Raw genomic sequence first — 20054 nt, forward strand, 5'->3', positions numbered from 1 at the left:
TTTGATTAAGTCTAACAGGATAAATAATGCATATATTTCATACCATTACTGAACTGCGTTCATGGCGCAAGCAAGTGAAAAGGGTGGCTCTGGTGCCGACAATGGGAAACTTGCATGCCGGTCATCTGGCTTTGGTGCGTACTGCCAAAGCACATGCTGATGCGGTAGTGGTGAGCATATTTGTTAATCGCATTCAGTTTGGAGTGGGCGAAGATTTTGAGCTATACCCGCGGACATTGGCTGAGGATGTGGAAAAGCTGACTGAGGCTGGTGCTGATGTGGTGTTTGCGCCGTCAGAAACAGAATTGTATCCAAATGGAACGCAGCAATATTTTGTTGAACCTCCGGCTATTCAGAATGAGCTCTGCGGCCGTAGTCGTCCTGGCCATTTTCGAGGTGTGGCCACAATTGTGACAAAGCTCTTTAATATTGTGCAGCCGGATGTGGCGTGTTTTGGTAAAAAGGATTATCAACAACTGGCGGTAATAAAGGGAATGGTGCAGGATCTGAATATGGATATTGACATTATTCCAGTTGAAATTGAGCGTGCTGATAGTGGTTTGGCTTTGTCTAGCCGTAATGGCTATCTGACAATTGAACAACGTGAACAGGCAGCGCAGCTATCGGCGCAGTTGAGGACTATGGCTGAAGCAATGCGAAAAGGAAATCGGCAATTTGCTGCTTTAGAAAATAGTGCAGCAACCTATTTGCAACAGCATGGCTGGCAAGTGGATTATATTGAAGTCAGACACGCACAAACGCTGACAAAAGCTCAGATTTCTGATAAAAATCTGGTAATTGTTGCGGCTGCTATACTGGGGACGACACGTCTAATTGATAATTTAGAAGTGCAGTTGGAGCACGAATAAAATAAAAGAGTCTGTAAACCGGATTTTAACCAAAAGGCAGCGTGAATACGTATGTGGTGGATTGTATTATTACTGTTAATTATGGCTATAGGCGCATTACTCTGGTGGCGCAATATTGAAGAGCGTAAATGGCAGCTGGAAATGACCTATTTAACCCGCTATGAAGAGCATTTAAAGCACAGTAAAGTGTCGTCTCCAGCTCCGGCTCCTGTATCATTGCTGAAAAGTATAGTGAGAAAATTAGCAGTGCGGCGTAGTCAGCAGCAACAGAAAGTACAATCGTCAGCAGAATCACAACATTCTTTACAGAAAGTACCAGCAGCACCGGCGGAAATTGCGTCAGCAACATCAGAGCAGAATGTACAAGCTGAGCTTGATGCAATGGATTCTGTAGCGAGCAAGCCTCAGTTGCCCATAAAACATCCTCTAGCCCGACAGATTACTGTAACTGAGGCAAGCCCGAAACCTTTAAAAACCGAAACGCCTTATCCTGCTACGCTAGATAAAGAATATCTACAGTCGAAGGCAAAAACTGCTGAAGAAATGCCGGAAGCAAACAACACACAGTTGCCGATAGCAGATTCTTTCTCAACACAGGAAATGCAATCTTCCGCCGAAAATAAAACTGAGTCTGAACCAAAAGTGGTTGATGTCTCCTACACTGATAAGGAACTGATAGCAGATACGGAAGAAGAGTCCACTACAGAAAAAATTTTGGTAAGCAGTGAAGAAGTGGCTGAGCCAGCGGTGGTATTTAATCAGAAGAAAAAACTGGAAGTTATCACATTAGCAGAAGCTACACGTAAGGTAGCTACTCATCCTCTAACGGATGCGGTAGCTGAATCTGCTCCGGCGCTAGAGGTGATACAGATTAACTGGCAGCATAAGCCAGTAAATAGCCAAAAACAGCAGAATAGGCATGCCAGAGAAATTACTCCTGATGATCCGGCGTTAAACAGAGTTCGCTTGCATACTAAGGCTGAACAAGCCGCTTTGCTCAAGGCTCGGGCGCTGAAAAATTTCGATTTAAATGATTTACAGCAGGCTACTCAGCGCAAATTGGGAAACTCAGTTGGCGTTCCTTCGCATCTGGCACATGCAGCAAACTCCCTTTCTGCTCACGCTCATCACGAACCTAGACAGCGTAGTGAACACAATGGGGTTCATGTCATAAATGAAGAAGATATCCGTTTAAATTTGTTGCGCCAGAGATTGGCTCGTCAGCGCCATCAGGAAACGTTCACTCATGCTAATTCTGGCTATAGTGTACCGGTTATTGCGGAAGATGAAATTTACGCTAATCTGGCTAAAACCGATTCACCTTTAAATAAGCAGAAATTTCAGCGGCCTGTAGTACGCGAAAGTGTGATTCCGGCGGCTGCTCGAATTGGTAAGCGCCATGCTGTGCGGATGACTACTCCAGTAGCTGATATGTCGGCCGTAAGCCCCTATACAGGAGTGGCAGGCAGTGAACATACACCACTATCTACACGTTTTACACCTTTTCAGCCGATGCCGGCAGCCATGGCTGCTGCGCCAGTAGTTGCGGTACCATCAGCGGATGATTCTTTTACTGTAGATGATGATTACAACTCTTCAGTATTTGATGAGGACGAACATCGTGACAGCATTATGCATGATGCTGATCCCTCTGTAGGAAATCAATTTACGTATGCGCCGGATATACCACCACCTGTGTCAGGTATAAGTAGTAATGGCTATGCAAATGCGACCTCTTTTAGTGATTTAAACCCTACCCATGATGCAGTTGTTTCCTACACCGATGAGGAAAGCAGCAAAGAAGCGGATGTGGTTGAAAATCCTGTGCTGGCCACTGAAGACCCGTATTTCAACGATTCTGAAGAACAGAAAGAAGTATCATCTTTTAATTCTGAGCAGGCCGCAGCGGAAGAAGAAAATACTGATGTCGAAGTTTCTGATAATTGGTTGCCAGATGCTGCTGGCGATAATGAGTTTGAAACAACTCCAGATTTAGTGCCGGAACAGGTGCAAAAAAGTCTATCTGAAGCAAAGCCAGAAGTTAGAAGCGTGAGTGTAGTTACCCGGTTGAATCAACAACCGCTGCCAACAGAGCAAATAAATTCTCCTGCATCCGATTCACAAACAGCAATCGGCATGGCATTACGAAAGGCACTGCATCAGACTGCACCTCAAAAATCAATACCAGCTCCGTCTTTAAAACCTTTGCTTCCGGGTATGGATTTATTATTGCCGCCGTATTATGACCCTGCTGCACGACAGAGTGAAGAAACCTTACTTGAAAATGGGATTACCATTGAAGAAAAACTGGCTGAATTCAAAGTTAAGGTACGAGTATTAGATGCTTTTGCTGGTCCGGTTATCACCCGCTATGAAATTGAACCGGCTCAGGGTGTGCGTGGCAGTCAGGTTGTAAACTTAGAAAAGGATTTGGCGCGCAGTCTGGGCTTTGCATCTATACGTGTGGTTGAGACTATTCCGGGTAAAACCTGTATGGGGTTGGAACTTCCTAATCCGAAACGGCAGATTATTCGGTTGAGTGAAATATTCTCGGCTCCGGTATTTCAGCAATCACGTTCTAAACTGACGCTGGCGTTGGGTCAGGGTATTACTGGACAGCCGGTGGTGACCGATTTGGCCAAAGCTCCACATTTATTGGTAGCGGGTACCACTGGATCGGGTAAATCAGTGGGTGTTAATGCGATGATTCTGTCGATGCTGTTTAAAGCTACTCCGGAAGATGTGCGTCTCATTATGATAGACCCTAAAATGCTGGAATTAAGCATTTATGAAGGTATACCGCATTTATTGGCACCGGTAGTAACGGATATGAAGTTGGCGGCGAATGCGTTAACGTGGTGTGTAAATGAAATGGAGAAACGCTACCGGTTGATGAGCCATGCTGGTGTGCGTAATTTGGCCGGTTTCAATCAGAAAATTGCTGAGCTAGCAGCGCAAAATAAAAAGCTGTTTAATCCGTTTTCGTTGAATCGCGACGACCCAGAACCACTAGAAAAGCTGCCTTATATTGTGGTTGTGGTAGATGAATTTGCTGATCTGATGATGACGGCAGGCAAGAAAATCGAGGAACTGATTGCCCGTTTGGCGCAGAAAGCTCGGGCGGCCGGTATCCATTTGATACTAGCGACACAGAGGCCGAGTGTAGATGTGATTACTGGCTTAATTAAAGCCAATATTCCTACACGAATTGCCTTTCAGGTATCTAGCAAGGTGGATAGCCGAACCATTCTTGACCAGATGGGTGCTGAGAATCTGCTGGGACAGGGTGATATGCTGTTTTTACCTCCCGGTACAGCATATCCTGAACGGGTGCATGGGGCATTTGTGGCTGATGAAGAAGTGCATCGTGTGGTGCATTATTTGAAACAGTTTGGTGAGCCGAAATATATCGATGATATTTTAACGGCCGGTGTCAGTGATGATGATATGTTTAGCAATGCGTCACTACGCAATAGTGAAGAAGAGTTGGATCCTCTTTATGATGAAGCAGTGGCACTGGTGGTAAAAACTCGAAAAGCAAGTATTTCTTCGGTACAACGTCAGCTGCGTATTGGATACAACCGTGCAGCTCGGTTGGTGGAACAAATGGAGTCAGAGGGAATTGTTTCTGCTGCAGAAGGAAATGGTAATCGTACTGTACTTGCTCCGCAAAATAACCATCTAGATGATTAGTTATTCTAAATATCGATTATTCAAACCGTGTACTTTATGTATGCGGTTTTTTATTTATAAGTTGATTAGTCAATTAAGTCTATAAGTTATTATATTATTAATATGATATCTATATATTTATTAACTAGTTTGTCTGATTAATATTATTCTAGAGCTATGGTTAAAACAGCGTATTTATATGTATAGATTTAATTAATCTGTTGTGATTCTGTTGTTTTAATGAACAGTTATTTTGAAAAAAATCAATAAACAGGCAAATTTTATTAAATCATTTTTGGCTGTTTTACTTGGTATTGCTTTGTCAGCAATGTTTAATAAAATAAATAGCAGATGAAAGTGCAAAATATTGCTGATAAGTAATTAAATATTGTATCAATTAAAAAGGTAAAAGCTAAAACAATCAATATTTACGTAAGGTTTTATAAGAAAAATAAATTTTGTAATTAATTGTTTTGATTATTAAACGGTTTGAAGTAAAAAAAAATAAGTTTTAAGATGAATTTGGCTATTTATGAAATAAAAATTTATGTCTTTAAGTGTGTAAATATATACAGGTTATTATTAGGAGATAGATTTATGATTGAGTCTTATAAACGTTTCTGGCACAACATTTTTAATTTTTCTGGAACTTCTAACCGTGCTGATTATTGGTGGCCGATTGTTATCAACTATGTACTGGGTATGTTGCTGATGTATGTACTTGAAAAAATGCTTGGCCATCCGATTAATGATATTTATACATGGGGTGATTGGACAGTTAATTTTGTAGTTTTGGTAATTGGATTTGTAGTATGGATTGCTACTTTATCATTACAGTTTAGGCGCTTGCATGATACTGATCGCTCGGGTTGGTGGATTTTGATTACTCTGATACCGATTATTGGTCAAATCTGGTTTATTATTCTTATGTTATTGCCAGGTAAACCGAATCGATTTGAACAGAGAATGTTTTAAGCAGATTTACGATATACGTTTATTTGGCAAATAAATAGCAATAAATTCTTTATGAGACATTTTATTGTTTACTTCGATATTGTTTGATTATTTTGATTCGGCAGCTTAGGTTTTATGAAAGGGAGAGCTGCCGAAGTCTGTATTCTTTTGCGGTATTTTTACAGGTATCAAATTTATTAATAATCTTTTTTTAATGAGTTAGAAGCTGAATTGATAGTCATTAATCCATTTCTTTTTTTTATTATTTTGTAGATATTTATAGAAATATGAATAATCAGTAAAAAATATGAAATTGGTAAAAAATATTTTTAGTACACCAACTGCCATTGAAAATGAGCTGTTTTAGTAAAAAACTTATCATATATTCTGTATAGCTTTTTAATCACAAACTCACTGCGATAAAATGGATGGATGCAGAATTTGTAGCAAGTTGTGAAATTAAAATAAACCCAAATAGGCCTCAGATTATCTTATACTGTTTAAACTTAATTTGTTGAATTATATAAATTCTTATACGGATGATTAGAAGTAGAAGTATGATTTGTAAAACAGGAAACATTTCGCTCCACTGTGAACGGTGTTTACCGGATATGATTTAATTCATTCATTCTATGTTTTAGAAAATAATAAAAAGAATGCGAAAAAACTCACTACAAACCAAAATCTGTAGAGTTGTATCTGATTTAAAATAGTATATTTATACTACGGTTATTTGTAGAAGAAATTTTCCTTATTTAAAATTTTATTTTCAAATATCTTGATTTACTTCTTATTGAACATATTGTTTTAATAGATTATTTATTTGATTACCTCCAATTTCGTTTGCTTTTTGAACGAAAGCAGCTGGAAGTTGACCATTTTGGCAGTCAGAGTTTATTAGTACAGGTAATAATGAATCGAGCCCATATTTACCTTGTGAAGAAGACAGCAGTGCCTGATCCATGGCATACCAAAATTTTGGTCCTTGGCTATATAAGAGGGAATAGTTTTTGTAATTGTTTTGTTTAATTTGTTGTTCAATCTCACTAAATTTGAAATAAATATTTTGATCTTGTGACAAGAATTTATTTTTAATAGCTTCAAATTCATCTGCAGATAAAGCTTTTTGCATAGATTTTAAAGCGTAATACTGAGCTAAACTTTCTTCTATCCAGACAGATGTATCTACAGGGTGCTTGTAACGTACCATATCGGCATACTGGTGAAATTGCTCATGGGCAATAACTAAAAGGCTATGCACATTATCACTTGTACTGATTCGGTGATTTCTTTCATAAACATAATTGGCGATAAAGCTTCTTCTGCCTGCTGCCCCATTTACTTGTTTGTTTTCAGCTTCTGTTCCTAGCCAAATTAGCAATAATGATTTTTCATTGCTTGGTAGGTCTGCGGGTAGAGAAAGAATAGTTGTGAAATAACGTAGGGTTTTTTGATGTAAAGCCTGCAATTCAGACCAATTGGTTTGTTGTGGATTGTCTATTACATAGGTGACGGGAAGGTCTGCTATGATTTTTTGCTGAGTTTCGGGTTGTCCGATGATGTAAAATTCCGGAGCAGTACCTACCGGAGGGATAGCCCATCCGTATAACGTTGAAGTGGCGCCAAGCAGGGGGATATTGTTTGTACTAGTGAGTACGGATGCGCTCTCAGAATGTTTGATCCGCAATAAAGAAGAAGATTCTGAAAATAATATCCAGCCTGCTTTTTTCAGTTTGAGTGTTAATTGGTTAGCCAAATCTATGGGTTTATTATCTGATAGCTCTGGTTTTACTTGCCAGGTAACTTTATTACAAGTTGTTGGGAGCAGCCAGTTTCCTGAATTGTCATGTTTCAGTTTGGTTTGTCCGCATCTTACATTTATAACTTGTGATTTTGTAACTGGTATATCGTCGCGTAAGGATAGTTGTGTATTTTTATTGTTGGTAGTATTAACTGGTACAGATAAAGAAACGGTAATCAATCCGTTGGGAGATATTTTTTCGATGGTATATATATTTTGAGCCCATGTTTGGGAAATGGTGTTGATTGATATTGATACCAGAAAATAAGGTATGAGTTTTAGAAATTTTTTGCTATACATGGTAAGGATTTTGGCTAGATTAAAGCAAATATATATAAAATATTAATGATTTACTGAAAATATATTACATGTATTTAAATAATTATAATTCGTTTTAGATCACAAACTAATACACAAAAAAATTTATTTTATTGTGAAAGTTGGAAACGTTTAGATCTACCACGTGTTGAAAAGGTATATTCGTTTATGCCTAATTAAGATGGGATAAACCTGATAATTAAAGTTATATAAATACGAATAAAATTATTGAATTATCTGTAAATAAATAATCTGAAAACAGGAATTTTGTTTCATCTATATAATTTTCAGTAAAAAATTATTTTCTCTGAGAAAAACGGTTTTTAATTGATTTTATTTCTTTGCTTTGTGAAGCATCTATGCATTTCATTAATATTAGCTGTACGCCTTGTTGATAACTTTTATAAGGACGCTTTGAGTACTTGCGTGCAACCAGTGATGCTTCTTCATAAGCTTCAGCAGGATAGCGACCAAGTTCAACATAGGCGCCTACAGCCGCTTTTGCCTCCCGCTGCATTATGTCTCCGCTTTCACTCTGAGCAAGACAATAACTCAAGGTAAAATTTTCCAAATCATTTTTTAACGGAGGGCGCGCCTGTGCGAATGCAGAAGAAATCGAAATTACTATTAGACTAAAAATTAGTTTTACTTTAATTTCCACATTTTCACCTCATTTGCATCGTCAAAATAGCAGTGGTCAGAACATTTGCTTCCATCCCATAATGTGGCATGACCCGACGCATCCGACCAAATAGAAACATTAAATACTAATAGACCTTTCACTCCATTAAATTGACTCATATTCGTAGTAGATTTGGTAATAATGTCTGGTTTACCAAAATTACATTCTAAAAATCGAATTAGATCAGTAACTTTAAATATATACCATTTTTTGTCGGCACCGGAAGATGTGCTCCATCTTGAATCTCGATTGATAGGAAAACCTGAATAATTTAATGCATAGCTCATTCGTATTGCACAAGCATTCTGGAAAATTTCTGAATCAATATTTTGTTGAACTTTACCTCCTATTTTTTTTCCTACTTCTTTAACGGGTACATTAACATACTGAAAATTTGTCCACATAGTTTTGAAGTCAGGTTTTGCCATTTCATCCTCTTATTAAGAAAATACAGGTAAAGTAAATAACTGAATTTGTTAATAATGATTATAAAGTGTATATGCTGGCATTGTCTATCTTAAATATAAAATAAATTAAAATAGGATTTTGTAAAGCTAACTGATTTAAAACAATTTGCTCCAAGTTATTTTTTCTATCTTCTTATATTGTTTCTTACAGAAGACGGTAAATTAAATTGTCCATATCGATCAAAAATTTCTGGGCAAAAATAGGGAATATGTCTATATGTGTCAGTAAACTAAAAATGTTAATGTTGTTAACACCTTATTTTTTTATTTTGGAAATACTGACGATGTAAATATTTAAACCTTAAATGTGATTAACTTGGTTTCAAGTGTTTTATGCTTTGTCATGTTTTAATTTTTTTTTCAGTATTTAAAAATAATAGAATAGGGCAACAGTATGATAGTTGGTGTTTTATAATCTGAATAATTTATTTGATGCTCGCAATAATGTTATGGGATTTTAAATTTAAAATAATAATATAGTTATAGTTTAAGTTACTGTGCCTTCTGTTATTGGCAAGGGTGATATGAAAAGTTTGTGGCAAAAATTTGACCGTTGGTTTTTACGTGGGCAGAAGCTTTCTAAAGTATTGGTGGTGCTTATTGCTGTGTGGCTGTTTTTGGCTACCAGTTTAGTAGGGTTGTCGCTGAATACGTCTTGGCGGCTTGAAGAGCTGGGTATGGCAATAAATGAAGCTGGGAGTTTGCGTAAACGGGTGTTTTATATGGTGTTGGTAACGAAAACACCAGGAGCGGAGCAGCAGTTTGAGCAGGAGCAACGTCAGTTTGAAGAAATTCTGACGCATCTGCATGATTTGCATGAAACCGGTTTTGTTAATGGACGGCGGCATCAGCAGCTTCTTGATCAAGTAGTAAAGATTGAGGAGCAGTTACAGGATTTTCTTGGTGACCGTAATGCTTATTTAAATGGACATCTGAGCGATGCGGCATTTTTGGCTGAAGCTCGTGAATTTACTGCGGTGATTGATCGTCTGGTACTGCTGATTGAGCAGGATAATACTCATAATATTCAGTTATTGCGCTGGTTACAGGTACTTGTGCTGTTGATGGCTATTTTTTCTGCAATTGTTTCTCTTCTGTTACTGCACCATTTGGTTATCGCGCCGTTACTCCGTTTGAATCAGGGTATTAGTCAGATTGGTAAAGGCCGTTTTGATACGCGCTTGCAAGTGGGCACAGCTAATGAATTTGGTAAGGTAGCGCAAGGCTTTAACTTGATGGCTGCTAAGTTAAATGAGGTCTATGACACGCTGGAAAATCGGGTAGCGGAACAAACACAGGCGTTAGTAAAGCGTAATCAAGATTTGGCTGTTTTGTATGCTATGACATCATTGTTTCAAGAACAGCATGAGTTATCAGTGCTTGTGCAGGTGTTTATGCATAAAATGAAGGTGTTTAGTGGTGCAGATGCCTGTGTGGTGCAGTTGAAAAATCGGCATTCTCAGAGGCTTGAGCTGGCTGGATCTGATGGGCTGACAGAAGAGCAGGTGGATAGATTCAGAGATTATCGCTGTGATGGTGGGCGTTGTGCTCAGATGTTGCAATCTGTGCCGGTAGTTGAAACTGAATCATTGGCTATTTTTGATGAGCGTAATCGTTTCTGCCAGATAAGACAGGTTTTGCCTTTTTGTTTAACCTTTGCGGTGAAGTCTGTGGATGATGAAATTGGTATGCTGCATCTGTTTGCTAAAGTGCCTTTTGCGTTGAGTGAAGAAAATCAGCGCTTGATTTCTACTGTGTGTAGTCAGTTTGGGATTGCTATTGAAAGTATGCGTCTAAATGAGTTGGACAAACAGATGGCGATTCTGGAAGAACGTAATCTAATGGCACAGGGTTTGCATGACAGTATTGCTCAGTCGCTTTCATTTCTGAATATTCAGGTGCAGGTGCTGGAAAAAGCGTTAGGTGAGTATAAAAAACAACAGGCTGCACAGACTCTTGAATTTATTAATGAGGGCATTCAGCAATGTTATGATGATGTACGCGAATTGTTATCGAATTTTCGTGTTAGGCTGGTAACGGAAGGGCTGATTAGCTCATTGCAAGGAGTAATGAAGCGATTTGAACAACAAACTGATATTGTTGTTGATTGGTCTGTTGAAGGTGATGTATATGAAGTTGAACCAGAGGTGCAGTTACAGGTAGTGTTTATTGTGCAGGAGGCTTTGTCAAATGTGCGTAAACATGCTCATGCAGATGCTGTTGAAGTACGTTTGGCATATATGGCAGACCGGCTGAATCTGAATATTGAGGATGATGGTGTTGGTTTTGCTGAAGATACACTCTTGCAGAAGGAGCAGCAAGGACATGTGGGTATACATATAATGAAAGAGCGCTCCGCTAAAATTAATGGAAAGTTGAAAATTTCTGCACGGGTGGGGGGTGGAGCATGTGTGGAGCTGATGGTACCACGTCAGTATATCCATACTCAGGAGTAATTCTTTTGGGAAATAAAGATGGCTAATGAAAAAAAGTACCGGATTCTGATTGTGGATGACCATACGCTTTTTCGGCGTGGCTTGCGTGCTCTAATTGATAGCTGTGAGCGTTTTGAGGTAGTGGGTGAGGCTACAGATGGGCTGGAAGGGGTAAAAATGCAACAGCAGTTACAACCTGATGCTGTGTTGCTGGATTTAGATATGCCTGTGATGCGTGGGTTAGAGGCACTGCCGCAAATGATGAGCCATAATCCTCAACAAGTGGTGCTGATGCTCACTGTATCTGAAGACGGTGGTGATTTAGTGGAATGTATGCGCCTAGGTGCACGGGGTTATCTACTTAAAAATATTGATACAGAATTTCTGCTTGATAGTATTGAAAAAGCGATCAATGGTGACAGTGTGCTTTCACCGGAAATGACCAGTAAGTTGGTGACGCAGCTTAGGCGGAAGGAGCCTGTAAATCATGAGTTGAAGGAACCGCTAACGCCACGCGAACGGGAGATTTTACGCTGGCTGGCACGTGGTAACAGTAATAAGCTCATTGCGCGTAATCTGGAAGTGACTGAAAGTACAGTAAAAGTTCATATGCAGAACATTTTGCGCAAGCTTAATCTTGGGAGCCGAGTTCAAGCAGCAGTTTATGCTGTTGAACACGGTTTGGATAAATAGTGATGGGATAGTAGCTGTGTAATTTTTTAATTTTGTGTTTTGAACTGGCCTATTGATTTTGTCAATAGGCCAGTTTGCTTATATATGGTTGTTCTTTTGAAGTATCGATTCTGCATCTGATGACTAATGGGATATGAAAGAGGGATTACGTACACTAGGACAAATTTTTTTGGGGGAAGTGCAAGATGAATTCTGAAGTCAGAAAGTCGGTAACAGTGCTGACGTCCAGTACGATTGCTTTTGTTATTTGCTTCATGATTTGGATGGTATTTGCTGTACTTGGTTTGCCGATTAAACAACAGCTGCATTTAAATGAAACAGAGTTTGGTTTGCTAACTGCAATGCCGGTATTGTCTGGTTCGCTTATTCGGGTGCCGTTGGGTATTTGGGCAGATCGTTTTGGTGGCCGGATTGTATTTTTTCTTTTAATGCTGGTGTGTGTACCTGCTGTATGGCTGCTGGAATATGCGCATACATATAGCCAGTTTTTGTGGATTGCATTGTGGCTGGGTCTTGTAGGCGGTTCTTTTTCTGTTGGTACACCTTACGTGGCAAAGTGGTTTCGTAAGGAGCGGCAGGGTCTTGCCATGGGAATTTTTGGCGCAGGCAATGCGGGCGCAGCGCTGAATAAGTTTCTGGCACCGGTTTTGATTACTGCTTATGGCTGGCAGGCAGTACCGCGGGTATATGCAGTAATTTTATTGGTGATTACTTTGCTTTTCTGGTTTTTTAGTTATCCAGAACCGAAATTAGCCAATGCCAAACAGCCTAGTCTGAAAGCACAGCTATTGCTGATGAAAAATCCTCAAGTATTGAAATATAGTCAACTCTATTCAGTAGTATTTGGCGGTTATGTGGGTATTTCTTTGTGGATGGTGAGTTATTACGTTGGTGAATATCACTTTGCACTCACACAAGCTGCTTTACTGGCTGCGTGCTTTTCCTTGCCAGGAGGAGTGTTGCGTGCTTTCGGAGGCTGGCTGTCGGATAAATACGGTGCCTATAAAGTAACTTGGGCTGTGATGTGGGTTTGTTGGATTGCATTTTTTCTGTTGTCTTATCCGCAGACGCAGATGTCTATCCGTACGGTAAGCGGTCATCTTGATATGCATATTGGTTTGAATGCTACGGTATTTACGATTTTGCTATTTGTTGTGGGTGTGGCTTTGGCGATAGGTAAAGCATCTGTATTTAAGTTTATCTCTGATGAGTTTCCGGAAGATATGGGCACGGTCTCTGGTGTGGTCGGTTTGGCTGGTGGGCTAGGTGGTTTTCTGCTACCGATTATGTTCGGTGTGTTGGTGGACTGGACTGGTGTTCGTTCCAGCTCATTTATGCTGATGTTTGGCACCGTGTGTATTAGCTTAATCTGGATGCATTTTTCTCTGAAAAATCAGAAGCATCAATAATCTGAGGTTGATATGGGTAAAATTTTAAAAGAGTGGCGTCCAGAGGACAGTCAGTTTTGGCAAAGCAAAGGCCGTACGGTGGCTCGCAGAAATCTATGGATATCTGTTCCTGCTTTGTTGCTGGCGTTTGCTATCTGGCAGGTTTGGAGTGTGACAGTGGTGAAATTGCCACTAGTGGGGTTTAAGTTCAGCAGTAACGAGCTGTTTTGGCTAGCTGCGCTGCCTGCTCTTTCGGGTGCCACATTACGAATATTCTATTCTTTTGTGATTCCGATTTTCGGCGGACGCAAGTGGACAACGATTTCTACTGCCAGCTTACTGATTCCAGCATTAGGTTTGGGTTTTGCTGTACAGAATCCTAATACTTCATACAGTACGATGTTTGTGCTGGCACTGTTGTGTGGTTTCGGCGGGGCAAATTTTAGCTCTTCGATGTCCAATATCAGTCTGTTTTTTCCGAAAGCGGAAAAAGGTCAGGCCATGGGTATTAATGCTGGTCTGGGGAATCTAGGGGTATCTGCTGTGCAGATAGCGGTGCCACTGGCGATTACGACCTGCCTGTTCGGGGCGCTGGGTGGTGATGCACAAACTATTACGACGCCACAGGGTACAACGCAGGTGTGGTTACAAAATGCCGGCTTTATCTGGGTGCCATTTATCGTGCTCAGCACATTGGCAGCTTGGTTTGGTATGGATGATATTGGTAGCCTGCATTCTTCTTTAAAAGAACAGTCAATTATTTTCAAACGTTTGCACAATTGGATTTTGTGCTGGCTGTACGTGGGTACGTTTGGTTCGTTTATTGGTTTTTCAGCTGCTTTTCCGTTGTTGATTAGCCGTTCTTTTCCGCATATTGATGCCATCAAGCTAGCTTTTCTGGGTCCGTTTGTTGGCGCGATACTGCGCGTGGTTGGTGGCTGGCTGTCTGACCGGATGTCGGCAGCAAAATTAACTGAAATCAGCTATGCCATGATGATTGTCGGGGTAATCGGGGTGCTGGTGTGCCAGCCGATGGGTAGCAATTCTGGCAATTTTGTTGGTTTCTTTTGTAGTTTTATGCTGTTGTTTGCGTTCAGTGGTATTGGTAATGGTTCGACTTATGCGCAGGCACCACGGATTTTTTCGTTGTTTCACCGTCACCTGCATCAGGGTGATGTTAAAAGTGCGGAATTGCATGCTACTAAAGAATCAGCCACGGTGCTGGGCTTTATGGGTGCCATCGGCGCGTATGGTGGTTTTCTGATTCCAAAAAGTTTCGGTTCTTCGATTGAGGCTACTGGCAGTGTTTCGATGGCATTGTGGGGCTTTATTGTTTTCTATGTGAGCTGTCTGCTGATTAATTACTGGTTTTATGTGCGTAAGCAATCAGTAACGCGCTGCTAGTTTGCTGTTATGGCGCTGTGGTCGCGGACGATAGCGCTTAAAAATTATAAATCAATAAGAAACTGTTAGGGGCTGAGGCCTCTGTGGAGCACAAATTCATGAGCCATTTTTTAGACAGACTAAATTTTTTACGTAAAACCAAGGAAACTTTTTCTGCCGGACATGGTGCGGTGGTAGCTGAAGGACGCGAGTGGGAGGATGCTTACCGCCAGCGTTGGCAGCATGACAAAGTGGTGCGTTCGACACATGGGGTGAACTGTACAGGTTCCTGCAGCTGGCGCGTGTTTGTTAAAAATGGGCTGATTACGTGGGAAATGCAGCAGACAGATTATCCGCGTACGCGTGCCGATTTGCCAAATCATGAACCACGTGGCTGCCCGCGAGGTGCCTCTTACAGTTGGTATGTGTATTCAGCTCAGCGGGTGAAATATCCGATGATTCGAGCGTCTTTGCTGCGCATGTGGCGCGAGAAACGTCAAAGCCTGGGCGCGATTGAAGCGTGGCAGAGTATTACTCAGAATCCAGAAAGTGCAAAAAAATATAAATCTCAGCGTGGTTTGGGCGGTTTTGTGCGTTTGGACTGGAATGAGGCATATGAAATTATTGCCGCTGCCAATGCATTTACAATCAAGGAATTTGGCCCTGACCGTGTAATTGGTTTTTCGCCGATTCCGGCAATGTCGATGGTGAGCTACGCTGCTGGTTCACGCTATCTAAGCTTAATTGGCGGGGTGCCGCTGTCCTTTTATGATTGGTACTGTGACCTGCCGCCATCCAGTCCGCAGACATGGGGCGAACAAACAGATGTAGCTGAATCTGCGGATTGGTACAACGCCAACTATCTGATGGTGTGGGGCTCAAATGTGCCGATGACACGTACACCTGATGCGCATTTTTACACTGAAGTACGTTATAAGGGTACGAAAACGGTTGCGGTGTCTTCTGATTATGGCGAAATGGTGAAATTCAGTGATATCTGGATGGCGCCGAAGCAGGGTACAGATGCAGCGCTGGCGATGGCGATGGGACATGTGATTCTGAAAGAGTTTCATTTGCAGAATCCATCGGCTTATTTTGTTGATTACTGCCGCCGCTTAACCGATATGCCGAATCTAGTGGTATTGAATCGGGACAATGGTCGTTTGCTGCCGGGTTATTTCCTGCGAGCCAGCCAGATGGCCGGCGGTCTGGATGAAACTAATCATCCTGAATGGAAAACTTTGGTAATAGATGAAAATAGCGGCGATATTGTAGCGCCAAAAGGTTCGATTGGTTTCCGCTGGGGCGAGCAGGGAAAATGGAATCTGCGCGCGGAAAAATCCGACAGTGCCGATATTCAGGCTCAGATTTCGTTGGCCGAAAATCATGATGCGATTATGGGGGTGTCTTTTGATTACTTTGGTGGCGAAGATGCTGCCGAAGTAATTGTGAAAAATATTCCGGTTAAAAAAATTACTGGCGTCGATGGTAAAGAAATTTTGGTCACCACAGTATTTGATTTGATGTGTGCCAATTATGGTATTGACCGCGGCTTTGGTGGTGATGGTGTGACAGATGATTATCTGGCTGATGTACCGTATACACCTCTATGGCAGCAGAAGCATACGGGTGTTAAACCGGAGCTGGTGATTCAGGTGGCGCGCGAATTTGCGCAAAATGCACATGAAACTCATGGCCGCAGTATGGTAATTGTGGGGGCTGGTCTGAATCATTGGTACCACATGGATATGGCTTATCGCGGCATTATCAACATGCTGATGATGTGTGGTTGTATTGGCCAGAGCGGTGGTGGTTGGTGCCATTACGTAGGACAGGAAAAGCTGCGTCCGCAAACAGGCTGGGCCCCGCTTGCTTTTGCTGCAGACTGGAACCGTCCGTCGCGGCAAATGAATGGCACATCGTTCTTTTATGCACATACCAGCCAGTGGCGACACGAAAAACTGGATATGGCAGAAGTGATTGCACCTACTCATGCAGGCCAGATGGCCAATATGAGTCAGCTTGACTTCAATGTAAAAGCGGAGCGTATGGGCTGGCTGCCCTCTGCACCGCAATTGGCGCGCAATCCATTAGATGTGACCCGTGATGCGGAAGCGCAGGGCAAAGACCCGATTGCTTTTGCGGTTGAGCAGATGAAAGCCGGTGTGCTGGATATGGCTTGTAATGATCCAGACAATCCGCAAAACTTCCCGCGCAACCTATTTGTATGGCGTTCAAATATTCTTGGTTCTTCGGGCAAGGGGCATGAATATTTTCTGAAATACCTGCTGGGTACACAGAATGCATTAATGAGCGATGAAACCGATGCCATTAAACCCATGGATGTGAAGGTACGGCCTGCTGCTGAAGGCAAGCTTGATTTGCTTACAGTGTTAGATTTCCGTATGTCTACTACTTGCTTATATGCTGATATCGTGCTGCCCACCGCTACTTGGTATGAAAAAGACGATTTGAATACTTCGGACATGCATCCGTTTATTCATCCATTAAGCGAGGCTGTGAAACCATTATGGGAAAGCCGTACAGACTGGGATATTTACCGCGGTCTTGCCAAGGCATTTTCCGAAATCGCAAAAGATTACCTAGGCGTGCGCAAAGATTTGGTGTTAACACCATTGATGCATGACAGTCCAGAAGAATTGGCTCAGCCATTTGACCCTAAAGACTGGAAACTGGGTGAATGCGAACCAGTACCGGGTAAAACCATGCCAAAAATGACGGTAGTAGAGCGTGACTACGGCGCCATTTATGAAAAATTTACTTCTGTAGGACCGTTGCTGGAAAAAATTGGCAACGGAGGCAAAGGGATTAGCTGGCAGACCGCAGTAGAAGTGGATTTACTGCGCAAGCTCAATAATACACATAGCGATGGTGTAGCGAAAGGACAGCCGAAACTACATAGTGCTATTGATGCAGCAGAAATGATCTTGACTTTAGCGCCGGAAACCAATGGCCATGTAGCTGTTAAGGCTTGGGAGGCTTTGTCTAAAAATACCGGTATCGACCATACCCATTTAGCAATTGCACGTGAGGACGATGCCATTCGCTTCCGTGATGTTCAGGCGCAGCCGCGCAAAATTATTTCTTCTCCGACATGGTCTGGTCTGGAAAGTGAAAAAGTCAGCTACAACGCAGGTTATACCAATGTGCATGAACTGATTCCATGGCGCACGCTGACAGGACGTCAGCAGTTTTATCAAGATCATCAATGGATGCGCTTGTTTGGTGAAGGGTTGGTTTCTTACCGGCCAACGGTAGACCTGAAGACTACACTCAATGTCAAAGGCCATCAAAGCAACGGAAATCCAGAAATTGTGCTGAATTTCATCACCCCGCACCAGAAATGGGGGATTCACAGTACCTATTCTGATAACTTGCGCATGCTCACTCTATCTCGTGGTGGTCCACATGTATGGATGTCGGAAATCGATGCTAGACGTGCCGGTTTGCAGGATAACGACTGGGTGGAAGTGTTTAATGTCAACGGCACATTAACCGCGCGCGTTGTTGTTAGCCAGCGTGTGCCAGAAACCATGATTCTGATGTATCACGCACAGGAAAAAATTGTCAACGTGCCCGGTTCGGAGCTCTCTGGCAAACGTGGCGGTATCCACAATTCTGTGACTAAAGTAGTAATGAAACCGACTCATATGATTGGTGGCTATGCTCAATTGTCCTGGGGATTCAATTATTACGGTACGGTAGGCACCAACCGCGATGAGCTGGTGGTAGTACGCAAAATGAACAAGGTGGACTGGCTGGATACACCGGCCACAACCCCGGCGGCTGAATAAGTAAGGAACACAAATTATGAAAATACGTGCACAAATCGGCATGGTGCTGAATCTGGACAAATGCATCGGTTGCCATACCTGTTCCGTGACTTGCAAAAACGTCTGGACCAGCCGTGATGGTGTGGAATACGCTTGGTTTAACAACGTCGAAACCAAGCCCGGTATTGGTTATCCAAAAAACTGGGAAGATCAGGAGCAATATAAAGGCGGTTGGGTACGCGAACGTACTGGTAAACTTAAGCTAAAGCAGGGTAATCGCCTAAAAATACTGGCAAATATATTTGCTAATCCAAATATGCCGGCCATCGACCAGTACTATGAACCGTTCACCTATGATTACGAGCATTTGCAAGCTGCTCCACTGATGCAAACCCCACCAACGGCACGGCCGGTGTCGGTATTAACTGGCAAGAAGATGGACAAAATCGAATGGGGGCCAAACTGGGAAGATGATCTGGGCGGTGAATTTGCCAAACGCTCAAAGGACAAACTGTTTGATGGCATTCAGAAGGACATTTATGCCGCTTTTGAAAACACCTTTATGATGTATCTGCCACGCCTGTGTGAGCATTGTCTTAATCCAGCCTGCGTGGCCAGCTGTCCTTCCGGCTCCATTTATAAGCGAGAAGAAGATGGCATCGTACTGATAGATCAGGACAAATGTCGAGGCTGGCGCATGTGCGTTTCCGGCTGTCCATACAAGAAAATTTACTACAATTGGGTGTCAGGTAAAGCAGAAAAATGCATTTTCTGCTATCCACGTATTGAAGGTGGTCAACCTACTATTTGTTCGGAAACTTGTGTTGGCCGTATCCGTTATTTAGGGGTAATGCTGTATGATGCCGACCGTATCAGCACTAGCGCTGCTGTAGAAAATCCGCAGGATTTATACGAACAGCAACTAGATGTTTTCCTTGATCCAAACGACCCGGAAATTGCCCGCGAAGCGCTTGCTCAAGGCATTCCAGCTGACTGGATACAGGCAGCACAGAATTCTCCGGTATATAAAATGGCCGTTGAATGGAAAGTAGCGTTCCCATTGCATCCAGAATACCGCACCTTACCGATGGTATGGTACATACCACCATTATCTCCGATTCAGTCAGCATTGGAATCTGGAGTGATTGGTGAGCATGGCCTCATACCAGAGCTCAGAGAAATGCGTATTCCGCTCGAGTATCTGGCCAATCTGCTCACAGCCGGCAAAACAGAACCAATTGTCAATGCCCTTCAAACCATGATTGATATGCGTAAATACATGCGTACTAAAACAATCCATTCTGGTGAACAGGCTTTGCAGGAGCTGTCAGGCCACCGACTGAGCGCGCAGCAAATCGAAGAAATGTATCAGATTATGGCCATTGCCAACTATGAAGACCGTTTCGTTATCCCTAGCGCTCATAAAGAACTGGTTAGCAATACCTTTGAAGAAAAAGCTGGATGTGGCTTCACCTTTGGTGATGGCTGCCACAATGGCCATAGCAAAGAGAGCTTGTTTGGCACTCGTAAAGCTGCACCGATAGTATTTCATGGTCTGCGCAAGAAAAACGAACGCCAGTCAGTATAAGGAGACAGAA

General features: G+C 42.1%; 12 protein-coding genes. 9 read left to right on the top strand and 3 right to left on the bottom strand.

The window, feature by feature from the left end; genetic code table 11:
* The first annotated feature begins 26 nt into the window (after window positions 1-26).
* The 3 genes from panC (at window position 27) to BHC43_RS06740 (ending at window position 5516) form a co-directional block, all read left to right on the top strand.
* A complete protein-coding gene (panC, locus tag BHC43_RS06730; protein WP_100156878.1) occupies window positions 27-869 on the top strand; it encodes a pantoate--beta-alanine ligase in 843 nt (280 codons plus the stop codon).
* 51 nt (window positions 870-920) lie between these two features.
* Window positions 921-4562 (top strand): DNA translocase FtsK, encoded by a 3642-nt coding sequence (locus tag BHC43_RS10905; protein WP_257377997.1) that lies wholly within the window; start codon window positions 921-923, stop codon window positions 4560-4562.
* Window positions 4563-5138: 576 nt separating this feature from the next.
* Window positions 5139-5516 (top strand): DUF805 domain-containing protein, encoded by a 378-nt coding sequence (locus BHC43_RS06740; RefSeq protein ID WP_100140033.1) that lies wholly within the window; start codon window positions 5139-5141, stop codon window positions 5514-5516.
* A gap of 769 nt (window positions 5517-6285) precedes the next feature.
* Here BHC43_RS06740 and BHC43_RS06745 read toward each other — a convergent pair.
* The 3 genes from BHC43_RS06745 to BHC43_RS06755 all read right to left on the bottom strand — a co-directional run bounded on the left by BHC43_RS06745 (window position 6286) and on the right by BHC43_RS06755 (window position 8724).
* On the bottom strand, window positions 6286-7596 hold the full coding sequence (locus tag BHC43_RS06745) for a hypothetical protein (protein WP_100156879.1): 1311 nt from the start codon (window positions 7594-7596) through the stop codon (window positions 6286-6288).
* Window positions 7597-7912: 316 nt separating this feature from the next.
* Window positions 7913-8275 (bottom strand): T6SS amidase immunity protein Tai4 family protein, encoded by a 363-nt coding sequence (locus BHC43_RS06750; protein ID WP_100156880.1) that lies wholly within the window; start codon window positions 8273-8275, stop codon window positions 7913-7915.
* Entirely contained in the window at window positions 8260-8724 is a 465-nt protein-coding gene (locus tag BHC43_RS06755; RefSeq protein WP_100140036.1) for a type VI secretion system amidase effector protein Tae4, read from the bottom strand. Before BHC43_RS06755 ends, BHC43_RS06750 begins: the two co-directional genes overlap by 16 nt.
* A 563-nt stretch (window positions 8725-9287) precedes the next feature.
* On the opposite strand from BHC43_RS06755, the gene BHC43_RS06760 reads away from it, so the two are divergent.
* The 6 genes from BHC43_RS06760 (at window position 9288) to narH (ending at window position 20044) form a co-directional block, all read left to right on the top strand.
* On the top strand, window positions 9288-11219 hold the full coding sequence (locus BHC43_RS06760) for a histidine kinase (protein WP_100156881.1): 1932 nt from the start codon (window positions 9288-9290) through the stop codon (window positions 11217-11219).
* A gap of 18 nt (window positions 11220-11237) precedes the next feature.
* Entirely contained in the window at window positions 11238-11891 is a 654-nt protein-coding gene (locus tag BHC43_RS06765) for a response regulator (protein WP_100140038.1), read from the top strand.
* A gap of 185 nt (window positions 11892-12076) precedes the next feature.
* Window positions 12077-13300, top strand: coding sequence for an MFS transporter (locus BHC43_RS06770; RefSeq protein WP_100156882.1), 1224 nt, complete (start codon window positions 12077-12079; stop codon window positions 13298-13300).
* A 12-nt stretch (window positions 13301-13312) separates the two neighbouring features.
* On the top strand, window positions 13313-14683 hold the full coding sequence (locus tag BHC43_RS06775; protein ID WP_100156883.1) for a NarK family nitrate/nitrite MFS transporter: 1371 nt from the start codon (window positions 13313-13315) through the stop codon (window positions 14681-14683).
* 98 nt (window positions 14684-14781) lie between these two features.
* Window positions 14782-18477, top strand: a complete 3696-nt coding sequence (locus BHC43_RS06780) for a nitrate reductase subunit alpha (protein WP_100156884.1) — start codon at window positions 14782-14784, stop codon at window positions 18475-18477.
* Between the two features lie 16 nt (window positions 18478-18493).
* Window positions 18494-20044, top strand: a complete 1551-nt coding sequence (gene narH, locus BHC43_RS06785) for a nitrate reductase subunit beta (protein ID WP_100156885.1) — start codon at window positions 18494-18496, stop codon at window positions 20042-20044.
* Window positions 20045-20054: the final 10 nt, after the last annotated feature.

Source organism: Snodgrassella alvi, from assembly GCF_002777855.1.
GTDB lineage: Bacteria > Pseudomonadota > Gammaproteobacteria > Burkholderiales > Neisseriaceae > Snodgrassella > Snodgrassella alvi_E.